The sequence below is a fragment of the Streptococcus sp. OH4692_COT-348 genome, from assembly GCF_003859975.1.
GTDB lineage: Bacteria > Bacillota > Bacilli > Lactobacillales > Streptococcaceae > Streptococcus.
Genome location: NZ_RQZB01000005.1, coordinates 39,814 through 63,550, shown reverse-complemented (window position 1 = coordinate 63,550; position 23,737 = coordinate 39,814). Strand labels below are relative to the sequence as shown.

The following is a 23,737-nucleotide window of genomic DNA, read 5'->3' as shown; positions in this document are numbered from 1 at the left end:
TAGAAAATGTGACAAATTGGCACACGAAAGTCTGCTAGACATAATTTTTAGGAAAGTGTTTACTCTAAATGTATCTCATTTTTCCTAATAGATTTTATATTTTGTTTTTTCTTATATTTCTTTATTGTTTTATTAAACATTTCAAATAAATTTATTGCTTCTCTATGTTGTTCCTTCAGTGTTTCAATCTTTCCTTTATATATGTATAAATCCTTCTCTATTGTATCTACTGAACTTTTACCTTGAATACAATTTTCTAAATTGCTAGAACTATTTGTCGAATCATTCAACAATACTTCCTCTAAATTAGTTAAATCATGAATTTTATTTTGGACTTGTTCAATCATATTCTCTAGATATGATATTTGGGCAATGAAATCATTTATTATATCTTCAAAATCATTCGGACTATTTTCCGCTGATATAAGAAAATCTAATTGTTCTATTTTTTCTTTAATTTTGCTAAGAAGAATTCTTCTATACATATACTGCGGTTCATACTGAAGATTAAATTGCCTAATCAAAGTTTTACCTTTCATAAAGCGATTTTTTTCTGCTGAATCTTTATGGTATACATAGTAAGAACTAGTTTCTCTGAGAAATACTTTAACTTTTTCTTCTTCCATATTGATTTGAATATTTGGTACAAAAATAAGTCCTTCTTGTCGGACGCCAAAATGTACCTTAATATACATTCCATCGTCTACTACTTCTTCTATTTGATTTAGATTCAACTCTACCTCAAACTCATGAACTGCATCCCTATTTTTCTTGAAATCTTGATAGGATTTCCATACCACCTCTTCTGTCGGCAACTCTTTTTCTTTAATTAGCTTTTCTTCATTGTAAAGTTCAACTAAATTTTTATTATCTAAGACAACAGTTTCATTTTTGTTATTAAAATAGTCTTGAAAATAACTAACACTATACCGATTCGTTTTTACCAATTCCTGCTCTGAAATCTTAATCTCATCAAATTCAAATTGAACATGTTTTTCTTTCGGAATTATTTTTAAACCAAACAATTCTGCTTGTTGAATCAATTCATTCATATTCTTCATTTTTGGAAGTAGAAATTCTAAGATATTTATGATTTCCCTTTGAACAAACTTTTTCTTAAAATATGTTTCATTATAAGGTTGTTTTCTATTCAATTTATTATCACGCACCACCTGTTTCATAGTTGAATCCGTCATAAAAAAGGTGGCATGCTTGTGTCTAAAATCAATTTTTAAATGTAAAGCTTTTGCTTTTTTCTTGAAATCTTCAAAATTTTTCGAGTTCTCCATTAGAAAATATACTCGTTGTTTTATTTCATATTTGTAATTTGTTTTGCGATAAACTTCATACTGACGATGCGAATAACGATTTTCTATAATTTTTGCCCCTGCAATTTTTGAAAGACGATCAGAAACCATTCGTAGATTATGTTCTGCCTTATAATCCCATAGAAACTTTTTATCAGAATTCTGATCAATTGAATTTAGGATGATGTGATTGTGGATATGATCTTTATCGACATGAGTTGCCACGATAAATCGAAATCTACCTCCTGTCAACTCTTTAACTGTCTCATAACCAATCCGATTGATTTGTTCGGGAGTAAGATGGTCATCTGGAGAAAAGGACTGAATGATGTGATGAGAATGAATTTTTCGTTGATTTACTTCTTGCCTATCATGACGAAATTCGTAAAGACTATCATTACTTAAAAAATTATCATTGTACATCTTCACTAGTTCTTCATAACTAGGAAAATCTAAATAATTTCTCATACCAAAATCTGAAACTAGTGTTAGATTTTTTGTTTTACTTGGATTCAAAATATACTTGATTAGTTTACTACGATAATTTTTTCCATGAATCGCAAAGTGTTTAGTGATGACCATAAAATTTCCTCAATTTTTCAGATTGAATAAGAAAATCTTTCTCCACTTCTACTATTAACTCTTCTATACCTTTTCTCAATTCATCCAATTCAATTTCCGTTATTAAGTTCGAATAATTTATGCTTCTGGCTATTTGATTAATATTATTTCCTATTCTTTTTAATTCCAAAATTAAATCTTGATAACTAGTTGTATCAATTGTGATGAAATTCATACCAGGATCTAATAGAGTTCGTCTAGCATATTCCGAAAAAGACAAACAGTGACTTTTACAGATATTTTCATTTAATTTGACTAATTCTAAATCAGATAAAAAGACTTTTTTTAAATTTGTTCGATATCGATATTCCACTCTACTACCTCATGTATTTGTTACGAAAATCTTCACTAAGAGGACTTGTATTTTCTACCTCTTTAATTATTTCCTGAATACAAGTTAACAAAATAGAAACATGTTCTTGAGTAACCTGATGATTTATTTTAGCAATTATTAATATTTCATAAACATCACGGCTAATTTGTTCCAACTTTTGTTTTTTCCAAAGGTTGAACCATTTTTCCATCTGTTTTTGTCCATCAGACAATAGTAAGCTTTTACGGAGAAAATCAGAAAAATTATCCTCTCCTTTCTCTCTCATTAAATCTAGTATTTGTTTTTCTTCCGTTTCTGTTAAGCGAAATTGTTTCCGAATACTACGTATATCTCTTTTCATATGACTTTTCCTCCTTCATTGATACCTGTACTGACAATGTAAGCTTACAGACACTGTCAGTACAGGTATCAAAATAGCTTCAACGTTTTTGTAAGGCTTTGCGAGCTCAGATATTGTGTCCACAATATCCCAAATATCATATCGCCTGCCATTTCAAACCTCACGGTTCAAAAAACAAACGATATGACAATGTGGTGGCACGCCCCCAAACCCCCAAGATAAATCAAAATTAAAAAAAGTATAACAAATACTTTTTGATAAAATTATCACAGAAAAAAGAGCCCTGTCGGACTCTTACAAATTAAAACAATGTCTCTGATATTCATACTGTCTAATCCCACTACTGTCTTTGTTCATCTTGATAGAAAAGACAAAGTAATGGTCACGACCGTCTAAAGATTTACTTTTGTTAAGTTTAAAATAATGTTTTTGAGACATAGCCATTGTGCGTAAAATGTCATCAGTGATAAATGTTAATGGTATATCTAAAGCTGAATACTTGTAAAAATCTGACTCAAACCGTAAATAAGAATCAGAAAAATAATCCAGCTGTAATTTATCATCATATAATTCTTTACGATCCATATAAATCCAACCCTTCTATCTGGATATCGAGTATATCTTCCCATCTTAAGCGAAGGAAACCAGTGTCTGATTTAATAGATATAAACTCTTTTCCAATCTCTTTAACAATACCCGATACTACTTTTCTTTGATTAGAAAACTTAAAAACAAACGTTGCAGGAAATGCATTCGTATAAAGCTGACGAACAAGTAAAACTTTCTCTTCCATAGATAAAGTAATTGAGATATCTTCTTTATTTTTTTCTTCCCAAAGAGAACTTGAATGTTCTGACAAAAAGAATCCCATCCACTTAGCCATCCCACGATCTTGATACTCTCTTACAGACAAAAAAGGTAAATAAGAACGATTCATCATTTTAGTCCATCTAATCCTCCAGCTGAATGACCACCAATGAGTTTACTTCTTGTAATTGTTCTAGAAGCCTGATCCAGGGCATTTCCTTTCAATAGTGAAGTAAAACCAAATTCTGTTCGAATAGCATCGATTGCGGACTGGAGCCTTTCTTCTTTTTCTATTTTCTCAATATCATCAAATAATGAAATCAATCCAAAGGATTCATCTACTAAACCAGAATAGTTAACCGCAACATTCCTAATAGCTCCTGAAGTATATTTAGTGTGAAATAACTTTAAAACGTAATTTGTCAGTAGTGCTGTTTGATTGGTCGGTTCAATCTTCATTTGAGTATGAATAGATCGTTTCTGTTCCACTTTAGAATATCCTAAGTGTATAGAAACCACAGTCGCTTTTTTACCAGCTCTTCTCAATCTAACTGCAACTTGTTCTGCCATCTCACGAAGTATGATCTCAATATCTCTTTGTTTAATATAATCTCTTGGTAAAACTTGAGAGTTCCCTATCCCTTTTGACTTTGGCTTATAAGGTTTATGAACATTACTTTCATCAATCCCATTGACATGGAACCATAACTCTAGACCCATGATACCAAGCTCTTTTTTAATCAAGTCAGGATTAGCCTGAGCCAATTCTTTAATCGAAAAGATACCTAAATTGTGTAATCTCTTCTCCATGCGATTTCCAATTCCCCAGAAATCTGTCATTTTAGGAATAGTCCATACTTTCTTTTCGACATCCTCATAGGACCAATTGGCTCTCATTGTCGGAGTTTTTTTAGCTTCATTATCTAGTGCTAACTTAGCTAATAAGGGATTTGAATTAGACATGCCTACAGTTGAATAGATTCCTGTTTTTCTCCAAATCTTTTTTTGAATAGCAGCCGAAATAATATCTAATTTATCTTTCCTACTAATACTTTTATCAGGTACAAAATAATTTAATGAACTTGTTAAATCAATAAATCCTTCATCAATTGAGTAGGGATAAATATCGTCTGATGCCGCAAAATCTTGAAAGATTTTTTGAATCTCCATATTGACTGCAATATAAGTATCCATTCTCGGAGGAACAATCACAGTTGATTTTGCCCATTCCTCAATAAAGCGTACATAATCTATTGTTGTCGGTAAACCTTGCTTCTTAGCGTTATAGTAAGAGAACTTCCTAGTTTTTACATCAAATGGTAAATCATAGGAACGTCCAACGTTTGATTTTCCAAAGACCTTTTTAAACATAGGAGAGGAAGCAAGAATTAAACCAGCAGAATTATCTGCACGACTCATAACACAAAGCGAAGTCTTAAGTGGATGTAAGCCTCTATCGACACACTCTACACTTGCGTAAAAAGATTTCATATCAATAAATGCAATGTCACTCTTTGGTTCGAGACTATAATCAAACCAAGTCATACTCAATCCTCTAAAGGCATAAAGTTTCCAACGATTTTCCCTATGATACGAGGATTCTCATCATAAGGCGCAAACTTATCTGAATAGTTCCGATTGAGTGAAACTAATCGAAGCCCATTTTCTTCACGATACACTTTCTTAATATAGGTTTGACCATCCCAATCTATCGCATAGATAGCCCCGTCATAATCAAATCCCGTTTGCTTAATAAGGGCTACCGAACCATTTTCATATGTCGGTTCCATTGAATTACCAAACACCCACGATGCAAAATCATAATCAAATTGATGATCGAAGTAAACTGTATCGTAATTACCATCATCAAAATAAGCTGTTCCTGTACCAGCTGATAATTTTTCGTAGACCTTATAGGCAAAACGCTGAGGAATGTCTACAACCTTTGCATTCTGTTTGTTCAACAATTCTGTAGCATAATTAAGTGTTGCTTCTTGATTCCTTTCCGTTAGTTTGAGATAGGTTTCAACTATTTCATACTCTGATTCAAAATATCGAAGATCTACATTCAAAATCTCACTCAATTTGCTTAAATTGTTTTGATTAGGCTTTGTTTTACCTGATTCCCAATTAAAGTATGAGGCTCTACTAATTCCCAAACTGGATGCAAGTTGAGATTGAGACAATCCTTGACTTTCTCTTTTTCTTTTTAATTTAGTAGGTGAAAACATCTCTTCTCCTTTTGTAAGCTTATTAACTAACAAAAGGATACCATAGCTTGTTAAAAAAATCAAGAGTTTAATAAGCCCCCAAGATTTAATTCCGAGAATTAGTTTGAAATGAAAAAGAATGCTGATAAATCAACATTCTTTTTTAGTGTAGTTTGAGAAAAACTAGATGTTTTGACTGTTTAGCTACCAAAAATAGTCATTCTACTATTCTATTGAAAATGCAATATTGGGGAGTTCTCTAGGTTCAATTTTTTTTAGTCCTCCACCATATTTTCTACCGTTAAAGTCAAACTGACCTTGCTCGATTTTAAGTAGCGCATTGTATACCTCATCTAATGAATATTCGTCAAACAATGAGTTATTTTTGGGATAAAGCATTAAATACGAATTCGGAACTATTGCTTTAGAAAAATTTCTTATAAAGCGAAAGCTCAACTCACCAGGAGTTCTGCTTCTTGACATATACGACATTATAATTGGAGCTGGTAATCGCTTTTCTTGCCAATACCAGACTTTTCTATTCTTGTTAATATACCGTTCGGAAGTCGTTCCTATCCCCAATTTTAAATATCTCCATGCATTAGGATATCTGCTTTCTACCTCTTCGGGTAGCAAATCTACATTTAATAAAAATTGTTGATTGTCAAGTATTGGAATTCCATCTTCATTTGAATAAATAAGGTCTTCTTTTAAATATCTTGGACTCGGCAAAATTGGTGTTAATACTTCAGTCTCGATACCATAGCTATTAATCGTATTTTCGTTTAATATAAAAAATTTATTATCTCCCGTAGCAATTCCTCTTTTAACATAGAAAAAGTCACTAATTTTAAATTTATGCTTACTTATAGATTTTTTCTTAGTTTGAGACCATTTTTTTAACGTCTTTAATTCCATTGGATTGTAAGTTAAACTAAAGGACGGAGAATTTATATCGTTCCCAAATGTAAAATTTATATTATGTTCATCTGGCGGTAAAGCCATTTTGTAAGTAATTACTGCAGATGATACTGTGGCAGAATCAAACAAAGTTGTACTTTGGTCAAAAATATGAACATTAAGAAGGGTTACCTTTTCTAATAAATATTTTTTTAGTGCAGTTCCATAATTAACATCTAAAAATTCAGCTGGAATTAGCCAAGATACTATGCCATTTTTATCAACCCAACAATGAGAGCCCAAAATGAAATATATATACAAGTCTGAAAGGCCTGAAACATCAATACCTAAATTATTTTTTATTTCACTACCATACTTTTGTTTTTGTTCATATGTTAGCCTTTGATGTCTAACATATGGCGGATTACTTATCAGTAAATTATATTTATTTGAAGGCTTAACCTCAAGAAAATTACAGTTTGTAAATATTGAGTTTTTATTTTGTTCTTGAAATTTTTTTGCAATAGTTAAGTAATCATTATCTATATCAATTCCATGAATTGCATCAATATCAGTTTTTTCCTTGGCTCTGACCTCCAACAAAGCTGAAAGAAAAGCTCCACTTCCTATAGCAGGTTCAAGAAAAGTGAGTTGCTTAGACTCTACATACTTTAGAGTATGCAACACTATATCCTTAGCAAGTTCAATTGGTGTACTGAACTGTCCAAATTGTTTCCTCTCATTTTTTTCTTTTTTTAATACGATTTTTTTTTCTAACTTTTGTCTTGTTTGTTCATTCATAGTAAACACTCTATATCTGAAATTCTATGTTCCCAGAACCAATCTATTCCTTCAGAAGCTTCATAACCTAGATATCCAGCATCAAAATAACCTGTCAAATATAAAATATAATTTACATCTTCTCCATATTGTTTTTTTAATTGACTCATCTTTTGTGCTTCTTCTTTTCTTCGCTTATTTACATTTGTAAAATCTCCGGCAGATTTTGCTTCAATTAAAATTGGAAGCTCACTTTCAGAAGTGCTTTCTAAAGGTACGAAAGCCCAATCAACTGAAATATTTACAGTATCACCACTGTTATTAGTTACTGGAACATTAATATGTTTAGCATATTCCCCAGCTTCCATAGTAAAAATATCATGCTCTTCATCTTTGGAACGGTAACCGTGTCTAATAAACAGGGTCTCTAATTTTTGAAGTTGTCTCTCTTCTTGTGCATTTCTAATAATAGGGTTTGTATCCGCACCACACAATCTATCAGCAATGACTGCAATCGATCTCTCAACATCATCTGATTTAGGCTCTTGTTGTTCATCTTTCCAAGTAATAATATCATTATCTAATAATTGCGATATAAGAGAGATAGCTTTGTTAAGTTGCTCCTCTAGGTCTTCCCTAGTCATTCTAGGAGGAATAGATGGTGCTATTTTATCTTCCATTCTATTAACTAAATTTTTGGGGATATCTGCAATTCCAATTAATCGGTCTCTAGCTAAAGGGGGACAGGTCGCCATTCTCAAAATTTGTAGACTCTGAGGTGAACTAATCAAATTTTCAACCGATATATTTTTTAAATTGTTTGTTTCTTCAAATACAGTTCTTACTTTTGTAATTGTATTATTACGTACAGTTCTAAAAGCAACTGGTGCAAAATTTATAAACCAATCATTATACAAATCGACAGAACTCTGTATATCTTCTTTCCATATCTGTGGTTTATTCAGATTTAATACCATTTTAAATACCTCTAATATACTTATCTAGTTTTCTTATTTTTTAAAAAAAAAGTCCTCTAAAAACATTACAATTTCTTGCTTATTCTTGGGTGTCAATTTGTATTCCCTTAGAATCTTAATAATTTCTTCAAGACCATCATCTCTCCCTTTAAGATAATCAAAGCTAACTCCAAAGATGTCAGTCATTTTCTCTACCTGTTTCGTCCTTTGGATTTCTTCCCCTGTTTTCACACCTATCATATTGAACTTGAGCTACCCCAAGTTTTTCAGCTACTTCTATTTGAGTAAGTCCCACATCTAGACGGGCTTTTTTTATATTATCTTTTAACATTTCAAAATGCCTTTCACTTTTCTATTGACTTATAACCAAAATAGTTGCATTATGTTTATGTAGCCAAAATGGTTATATAAACACAATGCATACAAAATAGGTGATACTAGTTAACTTATAATGAATATGCAAAAACACCTCAGAAAACTCAACAAAGCGCTCTGAGGCTTTCGTTTAAAATCAATACAATTATACCAAAATAGTAATACAAAGTCCATAAAAAACGAAATATGGCCATATTGAAGATATTATGTAATCTACACTATACGCAACAAAAGATAACAACACTCATTCTTTTTATTCGCCTAGTTTAGGAGCATCAGTTCTAATAAATGATGATTTATTTAACAACATTCGAGACGAAGAAATTGAGCTCCGAGCACTTGAATTACTCTCGAGTTTTTTAGACAAGTATTTTAGTTAGTTTATAAACTATTAAGTTGGACATTTGGGAACAAGGGCGAGCGCCCGAAACTCGAAGTTCTCCCAATCTCTAACTTAAATGCTGGTATTTCTAACAGCTAGCAAACAGATACACTTAAGGCAACGACCTAAGTAACGTGTTGTCAGTAAAATTCAATAGTAACATTGATCTACGCATTTTGCAATTATAGAAAGGAGGCGTTACAGATGAAAAATAATCTTCAAGATTTACGAGAATATCAAAGCCGAGTGGATTTATCAGAATTAGAAAGATCTATTTGTATCAGTATTGACAGTCTAACAGTAATCCTTGATAGTTATAACTGTTCACTAAGACGTATATTTTGGGAATTAAAAAATTCTATCAATTCTATTATTCAAGAATTTAGCATTCAAGAAAATCTAAAAGAAGATTATTTTACACTTTATAAAATGATAAATGAGGATAGTATTAATCTAATTTTCTTCCAATTATCAACCTATGGTGCTTATCAAGTCATACTTTTAGAATTCAACCCAAATTCTCTTAAAGAATTTGGAAATCTTCAAGTATGGAGGCAGATTATGAATTATGCACGATTAAATGGATTAGATGTTAGACTATCACTTTTAGACCCTGCTTTTGATATCTTTAACTGACCAGAAATAGTCTTCTACAACATATCAAAGGTGGAGTTAGTCATAAAATATTCTATGGTAGAGGAGGAAACATAGAAAGTAAATACTGGTGTGCTAGTGGCAGTAATGTCCAAGAGTACGTTTATACGATAAGAACATAGAGGTATTAAGTCATAAAAGAGCCGATAAATTAAATATAGAGAGTAAACCTTTTTGGTGGCGGTTGGAGTTTCAACTTCGAACAAAGTCTATAAACATAGAGACTATTTGAAATAAAAAATATTGCTGATAAATCAACATTCCTATTATATTCACAACAAGAGAAATAAATTATTTTTTCTATTTAGCTACCAAAAGGCTATCAATAAAATTGTAATTATTTTTAATATTATTTTAGTAATACACCTTATTACTGAGCTTCCAATAAATTAACTAATTCTGTCAACAATTTTACATGTATATGACTTATTTTATCCTATCTTTCTATGGTATAATAGATGATAATATAATTAATCTTTAATAGGTGAGGTTTATGAGTTATACTAAAAGTCAAGTATCAAATTTTCTAAATGATAAGATTCTCTATTTCTAAAGATTTTATAATTGAATTTGACGATTACAAAGAATTTTTTACATTTGAAGAGCTTGAAAGAATTATAAAAAGTAACTATGTTTATTGGAATTCAATTTATGAAAGCTCTCCAACTAATTTTGAGTCTACTTGGAAAAGCTTAAATGATAAGTTTAATACAGTAAAAGATTATATTTTCGAACTTAAAGAACTAAATATTGACAATATAAATAATCAAATTTATTACACTTTATCGACTGATCGTGAAACAAGAGAACAAGATAAGATAGTTTACACACTATCAGTAAACTCCCCCATTGACAAAGATACACAATTTCGTAAAATCAGAAGATTTGTTTCCTTCTATATTGAACAGTCTAAAAATAATCTTGATGAAGCTATCAGAAATTTTATCTATCTTTCTAAAAAGAACGATGCTATTGGAAATTATTTTTCAAGTTCATCTCAAGAAATGTCTTATCCAGCACTATATCTACTAAGGAAAAACCTTTCAAACATTAAAGACAATATATCTGATTTTGAAACAAGTATAGTTGTTCCTCTAGATAACAAGTTAAAAGAGATTTCAGAAGACTCGGATGAACAATTTAGAGAAATTACATCATTCATCGAAGATAAACATAATAAAATTCAGGAACAATATGATAAAAAAGTTTCTGAGTTGGCCGAATTTCAAAAATCTATCGACGACTGGCAGAAAGAAAAGCAAACTAAAATTAAAGATTTACAAGAAACCTATGAAAATAAGCTTGCTTTAGAAGCTCCAGAAAGTCTTTGGAATAATCGTGCTGAAGAACATGAAAAACAAGCCAGAAATTGGGCAATATTCCTTGTTTTTACTATTGTAGCTTTAATATTTACTTTAGGAAAACTGGTTCTCGTAATACATGATTATTCATTAAACACTATCAAAAATGAGATACCATTTATATCCGAGTCTTTTATTCTTATTTCAGTGATTTCATTTTTTATCTACATTATTAGGATTTTAATAAAAATCGTTTTGTCAAATCAACATTTAGCTACCGAATATAAGCAAAAAGCTGCTTTGACAAGATTCTATCAATCTCTCACTAAAGCTGGAACGGATATTAGTAAAGAAGAACGACTAATAATTATTAACTCATTGTTTAGTAAAGTTGAAACAGGTCTAGTAAAAACAGATACATCAAATGATAGTGATACAATTTTAGCTATTTTGTCAAAGAACATAAAATAAAAAGAATGCTGATACGTCAACATTCTTTTTTATAACTCCATTGATAAAATAATATGTTTTCTCCAATTAACAAACAGCTATAATTTTGTAATTACCAAAATATTTTAATAGGGCTATGAATTGTTTTTAATAACTCAGTAGAATTTGCTAGATCTGATATCCTACTAAAATCTTTACGAGCTTGTTCAGATAAAATAATTCCCCCTGGCAATAATTCGCGACTAAAGAATTCATAAAAATATCTGAAAGATTGAGCAAATGCAACACCATCTAATTTCATTTCAGATACTATTTTACTAACTAGACTATAAGCTTGGAAATATTGTTGTTGAGGTAATTTCATTTCTTTAAAGCTAGTTTCAAATTTTACAATTGAATCTAAACATTGATTTCTAAATTGTTGATTCATTTCGATACTCCTTCATTACTATAAAATCCTGCTATTATCACAGCCATTTCTGATACAACACATTTTACTACAGATTCTATATTCATTTTGAAATTCCGAGACTTCCAATTCGATTTCGTATATAGATAATCATTCCTACAAATAATATTATCTGAAAACATTCAAATGATAACTACAATCCAATATGGAATGTCTCCTACAATATCATAAATGACACACAAATTACATGATTTAATATAAAATTTAAAAATCTGAATTGTTTTTAAAATTTTTATACTCTCTAAAAACACCTCTATAATACATACTCAGACCTAATATAGCAATAAATTTATGAATAATAGTATTTGATTCGAATAAAATGTTAATGGCTATCCCAGTCATTATAAAACTAATTGCAATTATTAAACGATGCTTCATCTGTACCTCAACTTTCTATATCTCCAGTTCTTCCCCAAAAACTTATAATAGCTCCACCATATCCCCTTAAAGAAACAATCCCTTCTCAAAGCATGAGAGTTCACCTTCAATGCTGGACAATATAACTTCAAATTGTCTCATCATTGTATCCATCATGGATATCTCCTTACATTTATATGAATTGTTTTATCTTGTTAAAAGCTCTATGAGTTTATAATACTCATTTTTCCTTATCTCGTTATACCAAAAGAAATTAATCCTTGAGCTAGATTTTTACTCAATTGTCCATATGTGGCAATTTCTTTGTAAAATGTCGCAACCTTTGGGCTCAATGATTTCTGACTATGAATCCCACTAACAGCTTGCTGACGAAGAGCTTCTGCCAACCCCATGACAACTCTCTGCTCATTTTTTGTATTCTCTAATAGAGTTTTATAACGTAATAAAATATCTCGTTCATTTTTATGAATCTCTGTATCTAAAATCAAATTATAAATCTTATTGAGAATTTCTTCTGTTCTCTTATCCATAAATTATCCTCTATAACCTGAAAGACAATAGCTCCTACCCAATGAAGATATCCAACTATTAACCATGACATCTTTAGTTGACTCAAAATCACACTTAGTTACAATATCTCCATTCTCAATTTGGAAATTAACAGATGAAACATTGTCCAAACATGTAATGACGCGAAAAAGTATCGTCAACAAAAACTTATAAAGTTCCCTTTTGGTTCATTCCTTTTAAACCTATACAAATCAATAGTAGAGTGGCTATGATATCAACAATATCTTGTGACTTTAGTAAAGACAAGACTCCTAGAGAAATAATGTAAAATATACTAATTACTTTTCTCATTATCTACAAAAACTATCTGCCGCTAGCCCACCTGTTGAAATCGCAATGCAACACCAACAGGAGCAGTAAATGCAGTTAGACCTATATAAATTGACATACCAACTAATACTCCACAAGTAGGATTTAACCCACCAGAGTACTCTTGTAAATCACTGTTTTTTAGAATTGAAAACTGATTAATTGAACTATTCATTGTACATCCTCTCTCTTTTTAGCAAATTCGCATAGCTGAAGCACCACATATAATCGCAGCTCCAGCGTAGAAAAAGCCTATCTCAGTCATCCCTGCCCTACCTGAAATACATGCCAAATCATTTTTACCTCCTTCAACACAATAATAGAAAGAGCATCAGCTTTAAACACATTAACTTGTTCTATTGTTTTTGTATCCATGATGAATATCTCGTATATAATAGAAATCTTTTGTCAGATTATAACCTTGACAAGTTCAGTATAGCAGAACAAAATCGATTTTTACCACAAAGTATTTACATGTTGCTAACTCTACTTATCTTCAAATTTAAATAGACACATTATCGGAGTTATCAAAAAGTCTTGAAAAAGTCCAGAATGATTATAATCTGATTACCCAAAATATGATTTAGACATAATTAGTTAATATCATTCTGCATTACTAGTTTAATTTGATACAGTGCAAATCGAAAAATTAATAGCAATAATAAAAAGCCATTTCCAAAAAACAAGAAATACATTGCTAAATCACTCTTTAAATAGTATAGAAACCAAATAAGCATCCAAAGTATGCTTATTTTTATAAAGATATTACTTACTATCCATTCAATCTTTAGCAAGAGATAATTAACTATGTTCATTATAACAATCTCCATATTTCCATCCTCATCATATCTATAGCTCAATCACTTTACTACTATGTCTCAAAATAATTTATTATTATATACTATAAGTAAAACGCTAACTCATTCTTTTTTTGAAATATGTAATTCGATATTATTCGAGCAAATAATGTATCCTACTGTGAATAACACTACAAATATATGAGTATAAAATAATACAGATGACGACTTATAACCATCTATAACGACAAAAATAATTGATAATAGTAACAGAAAAAATGTAGGTGCTAAAATCTTTTTAATAAATTGCTTGTATCGATTAAAGCATAGTTCAAAACTAATGTTTCCTCTCTTCTTATTATGCGTTAATAAGTGAATCAGCAACTCAAAAAACACACTACCTACAGAAAGAACTAAAACTTCGCTTATTGGAACATTTAGAACTATTCCAATCGCACCTATTATAAAAAAAGATATAAAAAGAGCTAAAATTAGCCTAAATTCACCACTTTCCATCAACTAACCTCTTTTCTATAAAAATCTAGCGATAGCCCATATAGCTGTGCAATATTGTGCTCATAAAAAATCTCCAGCCCAAGTTCCAGCTCTTGGTGCAACCAAACTACCAATCATTGCTCCTGCTAATGTGCAAACTTCCCCTGCACTAGCTGTTCCTCCCTCAATACTAGCCAACATTTCGGTATCCAAAACATCAAATTGAATCGTTGTCTTTGTTTCCATGGGGAATACCTCCATATTAATTTTTATTTTTGACAGATTATAACCTTGACAAGTTCAGTATAGCAGGAAAGAAGAGATTTTTACCACAAAGTCTTTAAATGTACTTTTTTCATCACGAAACGTATTTTTTCAGGATTTGTAACCTTTCAAGATTAAAAATAAACCATTTTAAAATTTATTCCACAAATCGCTGCTAGATATTGTGAAGTCGTCACTCTAGCTTTTTTTTGTCCAGTTTTATTGTTATGACTATTTCCTAGCTCATTTGTAGGAACTAGCTAAAAAATAATGAATATAAAGTCATAACAAAAGAGTCCCCCTTAAAATATTCTATAGAATATTTTAAGGGGGACTCTTTTAAAGTTCTATTTCCAAGATCTGTGTAAAGATATAATTTTTACTTGTAGTTTTCAAACATACATTTGGATAAGATTTTAAGATTCTTCGAACATTGACCAATCCTATACCCCGTCCTACTCCTTTTGAAGAATTGTCACGCTTGAATATATCTCTCAGTTCGATCTCTCTTTCTAAAGTAGAATTTTTAACAATCATGACTAATTTATTCCATTCTCTATCTTCAAGGAAACAAACTGCTATTCCTCCCTCTGCTGCGGACTCTATAGCATTATCTAACAAGATAGAAGTAATTGTTAAGAAGTCAATTTGTTCCATATTTTTTATAGAGAACCGTTCACTAATCTCCAGGGAAACTGGAACAGATAAGTTTTGGGCCTCTGATAACTTAGATAATAGTAAACTCTTTAGCGCCAAATCATTGATATTTCTTAGTTGTGCTACGTCAAAACGCTTACCTTTTAATTTTTCACCAGAATTTTTTAAAACACTATCATAAACTTGAGAAACTAGATTAATATCTTTTTGATCTATACCTATTTTTAAGCTTGACAAAATATTAGCATAATCATGTCTAAAGCTTCTAATTTCTTGATATAGCCCCTCAACTTGTTGACTATAATTACTAAGATTTTGCAATTGAATTTCTTTTTGTAGAACGACTTTCTCCTGTAATTCTTGAAGTAATTTTCTATCCAATAGATTAACAAAACAAATAAACAATAAAAAGTAAACTGCTGTCAATAATTCTTTATAATCCAACATTCTATCCCAACTTACTTTATCACTGTAGTTTATATAAGATGGTAAGATAAAATAAGCTAGCATTAAAGTATCCGCAGTAATTAAAATAAATTTTGTCTTTCTATCCAAGTTCTTTATTTTTAAATGACTAAAATTATATCGAAAGAGACTAATAAGAAAAAACACAATAATTTCAGCTAATAAAGAGAAAATCATTGTTCCTAGATTAGTTTCATATAGTCTATACAATATTGGAATCTTAGAAATTATAAAGTAACCTAAAAAATTTCTGATGACATCCCAAAATCCAAGTGGAAATAATGAGTAAAAAAGTAATAAAGAAACCTTACTTCTTAATTTACTAATAGACAAAGTATATAGGATAAAAAAGGTAGGATAAAGCAATAATGACCCAAGAAAGTAAAATCCAGTTGATTTAAATAAAACAATAAATAGGAATGATAAAAGATGGAACAGAATAATGGACATTACTACTTTTTTTAGATTTAATTTCTCACCTAAAACCCTAGCATGGATACATAACAATAGAAAAACACCTATAATATTTAGAAAAAATATCATCTAAATCTCCTTAGTCATGAAGTCTTTCGATAGCTTTCATAAGTGGACGAATTTTTAATCTAGAGACAATACAAGAGGACCCGTTCTGAAAATGAACTAACCGATTTTCTTTATCAATTAAAGATATATTATAAGGATTTACGATAAATGATCTATGACATTGAAATAAACGTGGTTCCTGTTTAAGAATATCTGACAATTGTCCATAAAATTCAACTATGTCTCGTTTGGAATAGAGAGTCAACTTATGAGCAATTGTTGATGTTTCAATATACAATAAATCTTTAAAAGGGACTTGAATTTGAGCTTTGGATCCTGTAAATATAAAAGAGTCCTCAGATACTGTTTTTCTTTGATTATCGCTAACACTTGAAATAACATTTTCAATTCGTTTGATAAATAATGGTTCAGGTAATTCTTTATCAATGAAATCAATAGCTGATACTAAATATTCAAAAGATACAGGCATAAACTCAGAATGTGATGTTACAAAAGCAATCACTGCTTGAGAATCAAGTTTTCTAATTTCTCTAGCAATGTCTAACCCTCTTTTTTCTTCATCTTTTATTTCGATATCAAGTAAAAATAATTGGTGATTTCCTCTCTCTGAAATGTCCTCTAAAAGCTGTTGAGGTTTTCCATAAACCTCAAAATGCCTATACTCAATCTTATTATCCACCAAAATTTTTTTGACAATATTTTCAATTCTAGTCTGTTGTAAAAAATTATCTTCTAGTATAAAAATATTCACTACTTCACTCCTATATATTTTTCCACTGATTTTTTAATATTGTAAAGTGTCTTCTAGAACAAGCGATGTCTGATACTCTATCATCCATAAACATAATCGTTCTTGTCTCATGATTAAATCCTGCTATTTTATGTTTATTCACAAGAAATTTTCTATGGCATCTAATAAGTTCTTCTGAACTTTCCTCTTCAATTTTAGCTAGTGAGGTTGAAGCTTCAAAATTCCCTTCCGCTGTTACAAAAAGAACAGCATGAACTTTTGTTGGGTGAGTTGTAACATAATAAATTTTAGAGAGTGGTACCTTTACTATAGCTCTATCTTGATATAAAATGTAGTCTTTCATATTTAGCCTCCTTCTATCAGTTTAATCTTATCAGAATGATGGAAATTAAATTATAAAAATCTCAAATGGTTTCTATACTGTCTCAAATGGTAAAAATTTTCTTAATTTAGACATTTCATGATAAAATAGATACTTTTTAGTATCTCAATAATATTAATCTTTCTTCATTTGATAAACTATTATCATATGAAAGGAAAGCTATGAAGGCAATTCAAATTTTACACTATTCTTTATTTGGATATATTTTATCTCTGTATTTAAAATATTATTTCTTTAAAAAAATAAAAACATTCAAAAATACAAAAATTTTACAAGGACATAAGATTAACTACAAATATAAATCTTCTACTTATTTTATCATAAAATCAAGGTCTCTAACATCTAAAAAAATGAAACTCTATTTAAAATCTATCCAATTTCATTCAAAAAAATCAGAAGTTATCATCATAGGCAGTCAAATTGATTATGATGAGCTTTATCGAAATCACTATAGTGTGTTTGGTGTTATAGACATAACTAATAATAAATCATTAAAATATATTAAAGAAAAAATTCATTTTTACTTGGAAGAGATCTATGAATTTAAGAAGGATAGAAGTGATTAAGTCTCTGAAATAAGATCTCAAGTCTTATAACTTTATATTCGTAATCACCTATCCATTACAGAATTTTGATTTCTTACTCCACATGCTCGAGTTTCATAGCAAATTTTAGTGTCATCTTAAAGCAGTCATATTTTGTCAGTCTTCTTTTTCTGATTTATTGAAATCGATTAGAACTTTTGAGTCTGGGCAAAATCTCAATTCCTGAAGAAAATGGAGTAAATCTTCCTACAAGAAAACGCATAGTATCAAGTTTCAACACCTAATACTATGCGTTTTTCTGATTTTAAGGACTTTTTTTATCCTAAATAGACTATATTTTAAAATTCGTGATCTAACTACCATTTCGATTAGTTAAATCTTTCAATCTTTCTTCTCCAGATTTAATCATCTCTTTCTCCACTTGATTCCATTCTCCAAATAGTAAATCATGAAGAACTGTTGCTGCTGAAGTTGTATTTTCTCCTGAATCATATACACAACTTCTATCTCGTTGGTAAATTTGAATTCTTTCAAAAATAGCTAGTTCTTCCAATTGTCGTGTATTATCAACTAGATGATTTACAATGAAATCATGATGTTCTTTTGGTGTTGCACGGGCTTGATTTGGATTGATAGCGTATAGTTCTTCGTATCGGATAAGGGTACTCAGATAGGACAGCTTAGGTTTTGTCGCAATTAAAGCTAATTGTACTTCATATCCCTTATTTTTCAAGAGTTGTGCTGTTTTCTTTGGAACATCAATCGTTCGTAAAGTTCCCTCAATCAAAAGATTGTATCCCAAATGACTCAATTCAGTTACTAAAGACTCTACCATTTTACCTGCAAAATCTTTGGTGTATTCTACACTATCTTTGCCATATTCTTGCTGCAGTTCTAAATAGTGTGGATGCTGAGAACGAAAACTATCGCCATCTATGATAACAATATTTCCTTGAAACTCTTTCTGTTTAATACGATGAATTGTAGTCTTACCGGCACCACTTTGCCCTCCAAGCAAAATCGCTACAGGTTGCTTACTGGACTTTTTTCCTCTTGTCAGTGAGCGAAGGTTCCTTGCTAAAGCCTGTTTAAATTGACTATCGGTATAATCTTGGATTCCCATTAGGCTACCATCCGTTTTTCAGATATCTCTAACATACGTTCAATTCCATCCAAATAGCCACTATATCTCTCAATTTCATCAAAAGTCTCTACTAAATAGATATTCGTATGAATCAAGTCAGCTAGATCGTCACTCATTAAAATCCAAGGATTAGATTCATCATCAATGCTAATTCCCTGACTATCTTGATAACGATAGAGTCGAGATAATAGATTAGCACCTCTTTCTTTCACTATTTCAATTTTTAAAGTCAATTCATAATCTTCAACAGGATTCAGCATTTTATCTTCTCCTACAATATCGACATAAGATACATTAAACTTCTGACAAATGATGTCTATTAGTTCCGTAGAGACTGAACTCGTTCCATTTTCGTAACGGCTCAAGCTATTTCGAGAAATTCCTACAATTCGGGCAAAGTCGTGTTGTGTTAAGTCATGTGTTTTACGTAAGGATTTTATGTTCTTTCCAATCATGGCAAACTCCTTTATTTTTATAATTCAATTATAGCATAAAAAAGCATAATGCACCAATTTTGGTGCATTATTGACTATTTTTCCTAAACCTCTCTAAATTCTTCTCTAATTGTTCCTTATGAAGTTGATTCTTAGCTTCCTTTAATGTGTCGTCCAAAGTTTCTTCTCTATAAGTTGCTGCTGTTTTTAGTTGTTCTGATTCTTGATCTGGAGTGAAAATGATATCTAGCAGTCGGTCTATTTTTTCAAGATCTTGGGTAGACATATCAGATAGTCTATGAATCAGCTTTTTAAATATATCACTATTGTCGTGATTTTTCTTAAAAAATGTTGTAAACATCTATAACCTCTCAAAAAAAGCAGCCTATCAGGACTGCTTAGTGTAATTCGGAAATCGCATCATAAATTGACTGCAATTTCTTATTGTCTTTATTCTTTGTGTCAATCAACGTATGTAGCTCTTCAATTTTCTTTTGACTACTTTCAATATCGCTATTGTTATCCGCAATAAGTCTTTTAAGATGTTGCTGATAACTTGTAGTGATATCTGTCTCTTTTCCTGTTCTAACCTCTGTAACTTTGGGTTTAGAACTAGGATTTGATTCCGTCACAGGTGCTTGTTTACGCTTTTGAAAAGCTGCTTCATAATTTACATCATTACCTCCTTGATGATTTCCAAATAAGGCCGCAATTTTATCTGGATCTTCTTGATTTTCTGATTTACCTTCTAATGGTTGATTAAAATTCCAATCTTTTGTCATTCACTCATTTCATCCTTTCTAAATTCAGAATCATCGAATTGTCTTTCTTTACCAAAGGCATGGTCAAGAGCTTCTTCAAAACTCATGTGGCTAATGCTTTGACGCCTTTTGAACGTCGCAAACATCGCTGTCTCCAGTTGCTCTTTGTATTCAGCTAGTTTTTCTGTCTCTCTTGCTACCTTGCTTTCTTGCCTAGTGACCTTTTCTTCTAAGCGTTCAATAATGGTCATATACGATCCTCCTTCATTCTAATATTAGCTAAAACATCTTGATTTTGTTATCACAATTCTAAACATTGAGAGGTTTGTCTTACTGGTTGATTCCTCAATGTCTCTTTTGCATTCTCTATCATCAATTGTAAATCTGATTTCTTTTCTCTAAGGACATCATTCCAGTCTACTTTTTCTTTCCCAGATTCATTATCAGGGAAATCCAGTAAAACAGGAAATCCTGATTGAGATAACTTATCAGAAAAATCTTTTCCTGCATCATCACAATCTACCGCAAGTGTCAATAAATCAGGATGATTATCAAAATAGCTGGTGGTATCACGAATTGTATTGATCAAAGGCAATAACTTTGAAGGTATTACTGTATCTAAAAATTCCAACTTCTGATTTTCTTCAGCTATCAGTCGTAAAGTTTGATAAGCAACAACGGACCTTTTTAATCCCTCCATAGATACCAAACGAACATCAGTTAGACTTTGTTGATGAAGTTCGTAATAGCTCATCAAGTCGATGAACGATTCACAAAATACCAGCTTATTTGGTTTACCAATGTCAAAGGATATTCCAACATGTCCATGGCTTCCTTTTAGAATCGTTTTTAACCTCTCTCTAGGAAGAGAGTGATTCTTATATATCCCTTGTAAGCTTGCTGCCTGTAGCTTATGACGATGATCAAAGCTTTTAAATACAATAACAGGTTCAACTGTTTCATTTGTTTTCCAACTGGCTTGTGCTATCAATCCTTCTTGAATCATTCTTTGTATGATTTCTTCTGAGATTCCTCTACATTCTGTTAAATAATATCTGGCCAGACTACAGTTAGAATCTTCTACTCTCTTTAAAGGATAATAAAATGGTCTCTCTCTATTTTCTTGAACAGCTTCTTTTTGAAAAGGTTCTTCAGAAAGAAAGGCTAGAGCTTCTTTAAAAGAAATTCCCTTAACAAGTCGAACAAAATCAATGACATCACCTTGAATATCTCTTGAAAACCATTTAAAAGTATTGGTAGTTGAAAAAATCCGAAATGAATCGTGTTCAGGATGTTCATAGACACTGTTAGAAACTTGTTTAAAGGAGATACCTAAACGACTTGCTACATCAAGAATTGAAATTTGCTTACATTCTTCTATTTCCATGCAATATCATCATTTTGTCGTAGTATTTGGCAGTGATGGAACAGATGAGGATTCTTCCAAAGTTTTGGGAGTGGCCTTATCCAAATCATCTAACCCAGATTTCCAAACCTGCACTTGATTGACCAATAACTTACCTGGTAGTTTCGAATAAGACAACTTAACCGTTCTGGTTTCTGTCTGATTGGTTTTTGATTGGTTGGCATTCTTTAAATCAGATACATAGGTTACATTATAAGAGACCATGGCAATGACTTGATTCGTAGTCTGATTGACAAAGATATCTGCTTTTTCAAAATGATAATCCAAAATATAATCCTTATACACTTGGTTCATGGCATCATTTTGACTTGACAATTCTTGAGAATAAGCCGATTCAGTCATATAAGGTTGAATACGTGTATTATTTTCTCCGAGCTTTTCTTTCGTATAGTACTGCGTCAAAAATTCTTTTACAGTATCCGATGACAAAATGCTGGCTTTATCTTCTGCTTGTTTGTCCTCTACAAGTTTAGCTGCAGCCAATTCGATTTCTTTGCGACTTTGTTTAGCAGTAGAATGTTGACCAGCAGTATATCCCATCATGAGAATAAAGCTAGTTGCAGCCACTGCTCCGACACTAATTAAGGCTTTAGTTTTGACTTTATTTAACATCTTAGACCTTCTTTCTATAAAAACTAGGTCAAGAATAACAAAAAGAACTTGTAAGTTTTATCACATAATGAGTTAAACATATCTATTAAAATTTTAACTCCTTTATCCTCTCATACACATTATATACCTTACTAGCACCTTATTCGTAAAGCAATAGTTTAACTCCCTCTACCTTTTTACACTATCTAGCGTTAGTATAACTCTAGACTAGATGGTTAAAACACCTCAATAAACTATATCCTCATTATACCTACAAAGTGTCTAATGCAAAATTGTCCTCAGCTATAAAAAAGCTAGAGCTTTCCAGTTTGCGGAACTCTAGCTTTTATGTGATTTGTTTCAGGCTCTTTATTTTGTTGGTTTTTTATCGATTAGTATATTACATAATTGTTGAGCAAGTATTCGCATTTAATTACAGTTATATCCAAATTCACGAGTTTGAAGAGCAATTTTCCACCAAGATTCGCGACTGATTACTGTATTTCCAATTTCTTTATTATCATTTGGGAGAACTTCTAAAAGTGCATAAGTGAAGTTATCTTCAAAATAACTTGCACCTTCTTTTTCAAAAAGTTCTTTTAAAGCTTTATTGCCTCCGTGGTATGTTTCAACGTATTCAGACCAACGTCCCCAAAGTTTTTGTTTGCCGTAAGCAGACCCTACATATTGTTTTCCAGTCTTAGTGTCTGTTTGTAGATAGACAGCGTTCAAATGAGACAAGGCTGTTTTCCATGTTGGATTTTGATTTTTAATGATGCTCTTCAGTTCTTGATAAGTTAATCGAACGTTTCGATAATCTTGAAACTCAACACTTGAAATTTCACGCTCTAAAATAGAGTGTAGTGTAATTTCTCTCGCTGTAGCCGTCTCCAAACGAATTCGGATATGTCTTGATTTAGAAGGACGCTCAAACTTAACGATTAAACGGCCTTTTAACTTACTGTGTTCAGGAGCTAAATTCAACTTATAATAAGTTGTCACACGATCTTCATACGTTTGTTGATAAGTCCCACTTTGAGAGTAAGCTCCCACAAAGAGCCATAATTTGTTAGCCTCATCATATGGAATTAAGTGAATAGTATAAGGACGGTCCATTACATAGTTCCAGTTAGCTGTCTCCGTTTTACGTAAAGTATCATGATGATAGCCCATTTGTTCCAATAATTTTGGCTGGTCATTAATATAAAGACTTTTTGTATCAATTCCAAATTGATCGATTTTATCTAATTTGACATAAAAGTCCTTTGGATTTTGAATGTTTAATATTTCTTGCAATACTACTGTTTCCATTTTAAAT

The 23,737-nt window shown here is 31.0% G+C and carries 29 protein-coding genes and 1 pseudogene; 3 read left to right on the top strand and 27 right to left on the bottom strand.

Features of this window, described 5'->3' with window-relative positions:
* Positions 1-59: 59 nt before the first annotated feature.
* The 11 genes from EII37_RS03815 to EII37_RS11475 all read right to left on the bottom strand — a co-directional run bounded on the left by EII37_RS03815 (position 60) and on the right by EII37_RS11475 (position 8,607).
* The gene (locus EII37_RS03815) at positions 60-1,889 is read right to left on the bottom strand and encodes an SAG1250 family conjugative relaxase (RefSeq protein ID WP_124787633.1); all 1,830 of its coding nucleotides are present in this window, start codon (positions 1,887-1,889) and stop codon (positions 60-62) included.
* Positions 1,876-2,241, bottom strand: coding sequence for a MobC family plasmid mobilization relaxosome protein (locus tag EII37_RS03810; protein ID WP_025172642.1), 366 nt, complete (start codon positions 2,239-2,241; stop codon positions 1,876-1,878). Before EII37_RS03810 ends, EII37_RS03815 begins: the two co-directional genes overlap by 14 nt.
* A gap of 4 nt (positions 2,242-2,245) precedes the next feature.
* Positions 2,246-2,602, bottom strand: coding sequence for an SAG1252 family conjugative relaxosome accessory protein (locus tag EII37_RS03805; RefSeq protein WP_001845541.1), 357 nt, complete (start codon positions 2,600-2,602; stop codon positions 2,246-2,248).
* A gap of 294 nt (positions 2,603-2,896) precedes the next feature.
* Positions 2,897-3,187, bottom strand: a complete 291-nt coding sequence (locus EII37_RS03795; protein ID WP_001845542.1) for a DUF5960 family protein — start codon at positions 3,185-3,187, stop codon at positions 2,897-2,899.
* On the bottom strand, positions 3,177-3,542 hold the full coding sequence (locus EII37_RS03790; protein WP_001845543.1) for a hypothetical protein: 366 nt from the start codon (positions 3,540-3,542) through the stop codon (positions 3,177-3,179). The genes EII37_RS03795 and EII37_RS03790 overlap by 11 nt, the downstream gene beginning before the upstream one ends.
* Positions 3,539-4,954, bottom strand: coding sequence for a Y-family DNA polymerase (locus EII37_RS03785; protein ID WP_124787632.1), 1,416 nt, complete (start codon positions 4,952-4,954; stop codon positions 3,539-3,541). The genes EII37_RS03790 and EII37_RS03785 overlap by 4 nt, the downstream gene beginning before the upstream one ends.
* A 2-nt stretch (positions 4,955-4,956) precedes the next feature.
* On the bottom strand, positions 4,957-5,640 hold the full coding sequence (locus EII37_RS03780) for a helix-turn-helix transcriptional regulator (RefSeq protein ID WP_049531753.1): 684 nt from the start codon (positions 5,638-5,640) through the stop codon (positions 4,957-4,959).
* Between the two features lie 204 nt (positions 5,641-5,844).
* A complete protein-coding gene (locus EII37_RS03775; protein WP_124787631.1) occupies positions 5,845-7,320 on the bottom strand; it encodes an Eco57I restriction-modification methylase domain-containing protein in 1,476 nt (491 codons plus the stop codon).
* A complete protein-coding gene (locus tag EII37_RS03770; protein WP_124787630.1) occupies positions 7,317-8,276 on the bottom strand; it encodes a XamI family restriction endonuclease in 960 nt (319 codons plus the stop codon). Before EII37_RS03770 ends, EII37_RS03775 begins: the two co-directional genes overlap by 4 nt.
* A gap of 33 nt (positions 8,277-8,309) precedes the next feature.
* On the bottom strand, positions 8,310-8,462 hold the full coding sequence (locus EII37_RS11480) for a hypothetical protein (RefSeq protein WP_311766540.1): 153 nt from the start codon (positions 8,460-8,462) through the stop codon (positions 8,310-8,312).
* Positions 8,455-8,607 (bottom strand): helix-turn-helix transcriptional regulator, encoded by a 153-nt coding sequence (locus tag EII37_RS11475; protein ID WP_311766539.1) that lies wholly within the window; start codon positions 8,605-8,607, stop codon positions 8,455-8,457. The genes EII37_RS11480 and EII37_RS11475 overlap by 8 nt, the downstream gene beginning before the upstream one ends.
* Before the next feature lie 630 nt (positions 8,608-9,237).
* Here EII37_RS11475 and EII37_RS03760 point away from each other — a divergent pair.
* Positions 9,238-9,916 (top strand): annotated as a pseudogene (locus EII37_RS03760) (replication initiation protein); the annotation flags it as partial.
* A 301-nt stretch (positions 9,917-10,217) separates the two neighbouring features.
* A complete protein-coding gene (locus tag EII37_RS03755) occupies positions 10,218-11,459 on the top strand; it encodes a DUF6161 domain-containing protein (protein WP_260424849.1) in 1,242 nt (413 codons plus the stop codon).
* A gap of 91 nt (positions 11,460-11,550) precedes the next feature.
* On the opposite strand, the gene EII37_RS11340 is transcribed toward EII37_RS03755, so the two are convergent.
* The 8 genes from EII37_RS11340 to EII37_RS03715 all read right to left on the bottom strand — a co-directional run bounded on the left by EII37_RS11340 (position 11,551) and on the right by EII37_RS03715 (position 17,479).
* Positions 11,551-11,868 (bottom strand): hypothetical protein, encoded by a 318-nt coding sequence (locus tag EII37_RS11340; RefSeq protein ID WP_260424848.1) that lies wholly within the window; start codon positions 11,866-11,868, stop codon positions 11,551-11,553.
* Between the two features lie 647 nt (positions 11,869-12,515).
* Positions 12,516-12,815 (bottom strand): bacteriocin immunity protein, encoded by a 300-nt coding sequence (locus tag EII37_RS03745; RefSeq protein WP_124787629.1) that lies wholly within the window; start codon positions 12,813-12,815, stop codon positions 12,516-12,518.
* A gap of 353 nt (positions 12,816-13,168) precedes the next feature.
* Positions 13,169-13,339, bottom strand: a complete 171-nt coding sequence (locus tag EII37_RS03740; RefSeq protein WP_124787628.1) for a bacteriocin secretion protein — start codon at positions 13,337-13,339, stop codon at positions 13,169-13,171.
* A gap of 745 nt (positions 13,340-14,084) precedes the next feature.
* A complete protein-coding gene (locus tag EII37_RS03735; protein ID WP_045607194.1) occupies positions 14,085-14,477 on the bottom strand; it encodes a hypothetical protein in 393 nt (130 codons plus the stop codon).
* 60 nt (positions 14,478-14,537) lie between these two features.
* Positions 14,538-14,702, bottom strand: coding sequence for a Blp family class II bacteriocin (locus tag EII37_RS03730; protein ID WP_124787627.1), 165 nt, complete (start codon positions 14,700-14,702; stop codon positions 14,538-14,540).
* 357 nt (positions 14,703-15,059) lie between these two features.
* Positions 15,060-16,385 (bottom strand): GHKL domain-containing protein, encoded by a 1,326-nt coding sequence (locus EII37_RS03725; RefSeq protein ID WP_124787626.1) that lies wholly within the window; start codon positions 16,383-16,385, stop codon positions 15,060-15,062.
* 10 nt (positions 16,386-16,395) lie between these two features.
* Positions 16,396-17,136: a response regulator transcription factor gene (locus tag EII37_RS03720; RefSeq protein ID WP_124787625.1), complete on the bottom strand. Its 741-nt coding sequence runs from the start codon at positions 17,134-17,136 to the stop codon at positions 16,396-16,398.
* Positions 17,137-17,146: 10 nt separating this feature from the next.
* Complete coding sequence (locus EII37_RS03715; protein WP_124787624.1) at positions 17,147-17,479, bottom strand: LytTR family DNA-binding domain-containing protein; 333 nt, start codon at positions 17,477-17,479, stop codon at positions 17,147-17,149.
* A gap of 200 nt (positions 17,480-17,679) precedes the next feature.
* Between EII37_RS03715 and EII37_RS03710 the strand changes: the two genes are divergently transcribed.
* Positions 17,680-18,084, top strand: a complete 405-nt coding sequence (locus EII37_RS03710) for a hypothetical protein (protein ID WP_124787623.1) — start codon at positions 17,680-17,682, stop codon at positions 18,082-18,084.
* Positions 18,085-18,415: 331 nt separating this feature from the next.
* Here the strand turns inward: EII37_RS03710 and pezT are convergent, their stop codons facing one another.
* The 8 genes from pezT to EII37_RS03670 form a co-directional block, all read right to left on the bottom strand.
* Positions 18,416-19,186, bottom strand: a complete 771-nt coding sequence (pezT, locus tag EII37_RS03705) for a type II toxin-antitoxin system toxin PezT (protein WP_124787622.1) — start codon at positions 19,184-19,186, stop codon at positions 18,416-18,418.
* Positions 19,186-19,662, bottom strand: a complete 477-nt coding sequence (gene pezA / locus EII37_RS03700; protein ID WP_124787621.1) for a type II toxin-antitoxin system antitoxin PezA — start codon at positions 19,660-19,662, stop codon at positions 19,186-19,188. Before pezA ends, pezT begins: the two co-directional genes overlap by 1 nt.
* Positions 19,663-19,729: 67 nt before the next feature.
* Positions 19,730-20,002, bottom strand: coding sequence for a hypothetical protein (locus EII37_RS03695; RefSeq protein ID WP_124787620.1), 273 nt, complete (start codon positions 20,000-20,002; stop codon positions 19,730-19,732).
* 37 nt (positions 20,003-20,039) lie between these two features.
* Positions 20,040-20,423, bottom strand: a complete 384-nt coding sequence (locus EII37_RS03690) for a DUF5945 family protein (RefSeq protein ID WP_124787619.1) — start codon at positions 20,421-20,423, stop codon at positions 20,040-20,042.
* Complete coding sequence (locus EII37_RS03685; protein WP_124787618.1) at positions 20,420-20,653, bottom strand: DUF5965 family protein; 234 nt, start codon at positions 20,651-20,653, stop codon at positions 20,420-20,422. Before EII37_RS03685 ends, EII37_RS03690 begins: the two co-directional genes overlap by 4 nt.
* Before the next feature lie 50 nt (positions 20,654-20,703).
* Positions 20,704-21,789: a toprim domain-containing protein gene (locus tag EII37_RS03680; RefSeq protein WP_124787617.1), complete on the bottom strand. Its 1,086-nt coding sequence runs from the start codon at positions 21,787-21,789 to the stop codon at positions 20,704-20,706.
* Positions 21,790-21,798: 9 nt separating this feature from the next.
* Complete coding sequence (locus EII37_RS03675) at positions 21,799-22,440, bottom strand: peptidylprolyl isomerase (RefSeq protein WP_124787616.1); 642 nt, start codon at positions 22,438-22,440, stop codon at positions 21,799-21,801.
* A 408-nt stretch (positions 22,441-22,848) separates the two neighbouring features.
* Positions 22,849-23,730 (bottom strand): GIY-YIG nuclease family protein, encoded by an 882-nt coding sequence (locus tag EII37_RS03670; protein WP_124787615.1) that lies wholly within the window; start codon positions 23,728-23,730, stop codon positions 22,849-22,851.
* Positions 23,731-23,737 lie beyond the last annotated feature (7 nt).

What these genes read in the sequence shown, in the direction of transcription:
- EII37_RS03815 (WP_124787633.1), bottom strand. Translation starts at nt 1,889, where the DNA reads ATGGTCATCACTAAACACTTTGCGATTCATGGAAAAAATTATCGTAGT.
- EII37_RS03805 (WP_001845541.1), bottom strand. Translation starts at nt 2,602, where the DNA reads ATGAAAAGAGATATACGTAGTATTCGGAAACAATTTCGCTTAACAGAA.
- EII37_RS03795 (WP_001845542.1), bottom strand. Translation starts at nt 3,187, where the DNA reads ATGGATCGTAAAGAATTATATGATGATAAATTACAGCTGGATTATTTT.
- EII37_RS03790 (WP_001845543.1), bottom strand. Translation starts at nt 3,542, where the DNA reads ATGATGAATCGTTCTTATTTACCTTTTTTGTCTGTAAGAGAGTATCAA.
- EII37_RS03785 (WP_124787632.1), bottom strand. Translation starts at nt 4,954, where the DNA reads ATGACTTGGTTTGATTATAGTCTCGAACCAAAGAGTGACATTGCATTT.
- EII37_RS03780 (WP_049531753.1), bottom strand. Translation starts at nt 5,640, where the DNA reads ATGTTTTCACCTACTAAATTAAAAAGAAAAAGAGAAAGTCAAGGATTG.
- EII37_RS03775 (WP_124787631.1), bottom strand. Translation starts at nt 7,320, where the DNA reads ATGAATGAACAAACAAGACAAAAGTTAGAAAAAAAAATCGTATTAAAA.
- EII37_RS03770 (WP_124787630.1), bottom strand. Translation starts at nt 8,276, where the DNA reads ATGGTATTAAATCTGAATAAACCACAGATATGGAAAGAAGATATACAG.
- EII37_RS11480 (WP_311766540.1), bottom strand. Translation starts at nt 8,462, where the DNA reads ATGACTGACATCTTTGGAGTTAGCTTTGATTATCTTAAAGGGAGAGAT.
- EII37_RS11475 (WP_311766539.1), bottom strand. Translation starts at nt 8,607, where the DNA reads ATGTTAAAAGATAATATAAAAAAAGCCCGTCTAGATGTGGGACTTACT.
- EII37_RS03755 (WP_260424849.1), top strand. Translation starts at nt 10,218, where the DNA reads ATGATAAGATTCTCTATTTCTAAAGATTTTATAATTGAATTTGACGAT.
- EII37_RS11340 (WP_260424848.1), bottom strand. Translation starts at nt 11,868, where the DNA reads ATGAATCAACAATTTAGAAATCAATGTTTAGATTCAATTGTAAAATTT.
- EII37_RS03745 (WP_124787629.1), bottom strand. Translation starts at nt 12,815, where the DNA reads ATGGATAAGAGAACAGAAGAAATTCTCAATAAGATTTATAATTTGATT.
- EII37_RS03740 (WP_124787628.1), bottom strand. Translation starts at nt 13,339, where the DNA reads ATGAATAGTTCAATTAATCAGTTTTCAATTCTAAAAAACAGTGATTTA.
- EII37_RS03735 (WP_045607194.1), bottom strand. Translation starts at nt 14,477, where the DNA reads ATGGAAAGTGGTGAATTTAGGCTAATTTTAGCTCTTTTTATATCTTTT.
- EII37_RS03730 (WP_124787627.1), bottom strand. Translation starts at nt 14,702, where the DNA reads ATGGAAACAAAGACAACGATTCAATTTGATGTTTTGGATACCGAAATG.
- EII37_RS03725 (WP_124787626.1), bottom strand. Translation starts at nt 16,385, where the DNA reads ATGATATTTTTTCTAAATATTATAGGTGTTTTTCTATTGTTATGTATC.
- EII37_RS03715 (WP_124787624.1), bottom strand. Translation starts at nt 17,479, where the DNA reads ATGAAAGACTACATTTTATATCAAGATAGAGCTATAGTAAAGGTACCA.
- EII37_RS03710 (WP_124787623.1), top strand. Translation starts at nt 17,680, where the DNA reads ATGAAGGCAATTCAAATTTTACACTATTCTTTATTTGGATATATTTTA.
- pezT (WP_124787622.1), bottom strand. Translation starts at nt 19,186, where the DNA reads ATGGGAATCCAAGATTATACCGATAGTCAATTTAAACAGGCTTTAGCA.
- pezA (WP_124787621.1), bottom strand. Translation starts at nt 19,662, where the DNA reads ATGATTGGAAAGAACATAAAATCCTTACGTAAAACACATGACTTAACA.
- EII37_RS03695 (WP_124787620.1), bottom strand. Translation starts at nt 20,002, where the DNA reads ATGTTTACAACATTTTTTAAGAAAAATCACGACAATAGTGATATATTT.
- EII37_RS03690 (WP_124787619.1), bottom strand. Translation starts at nt 20,423, where the DNA reads ATGACAAAAGATTGGAATTTTAATCAACCATTAGAAGGTAAATCAGAA.
- EII37_RS03685 (WP_124787618.1), bottom strand. Translation starts at nt 20,653, where the DNA reads ATGACCATTATTGAACGCTTAGAAGAAAAGGTCACTAGGCAAGAAAGC.
- EII37_RS03680 (WP_124787617.1), bottom strand. Translation starts at nt 21,789, where the DNA reads ATGGAAATAGAAGAATGTAAGCAAATTTCAATTCTTGATGTAGCAAGT.
- EII37_RS03675 (WP_124787616.1), bottom strand. Translation starts at nt 22,440, where the DNA reads ATGTTAAATAAAGTCAAAACTAAAGCCTTAATTAGTGTCGGAGCAGTG.
- EII37_RS03670 (WP_124787615.1), bottom strand. Translation starts at nt 23,730, where the DNA reads ATGGAAACAGTAGTATTGCAAGAAATATTAAACATTCAAAATCCAAAG.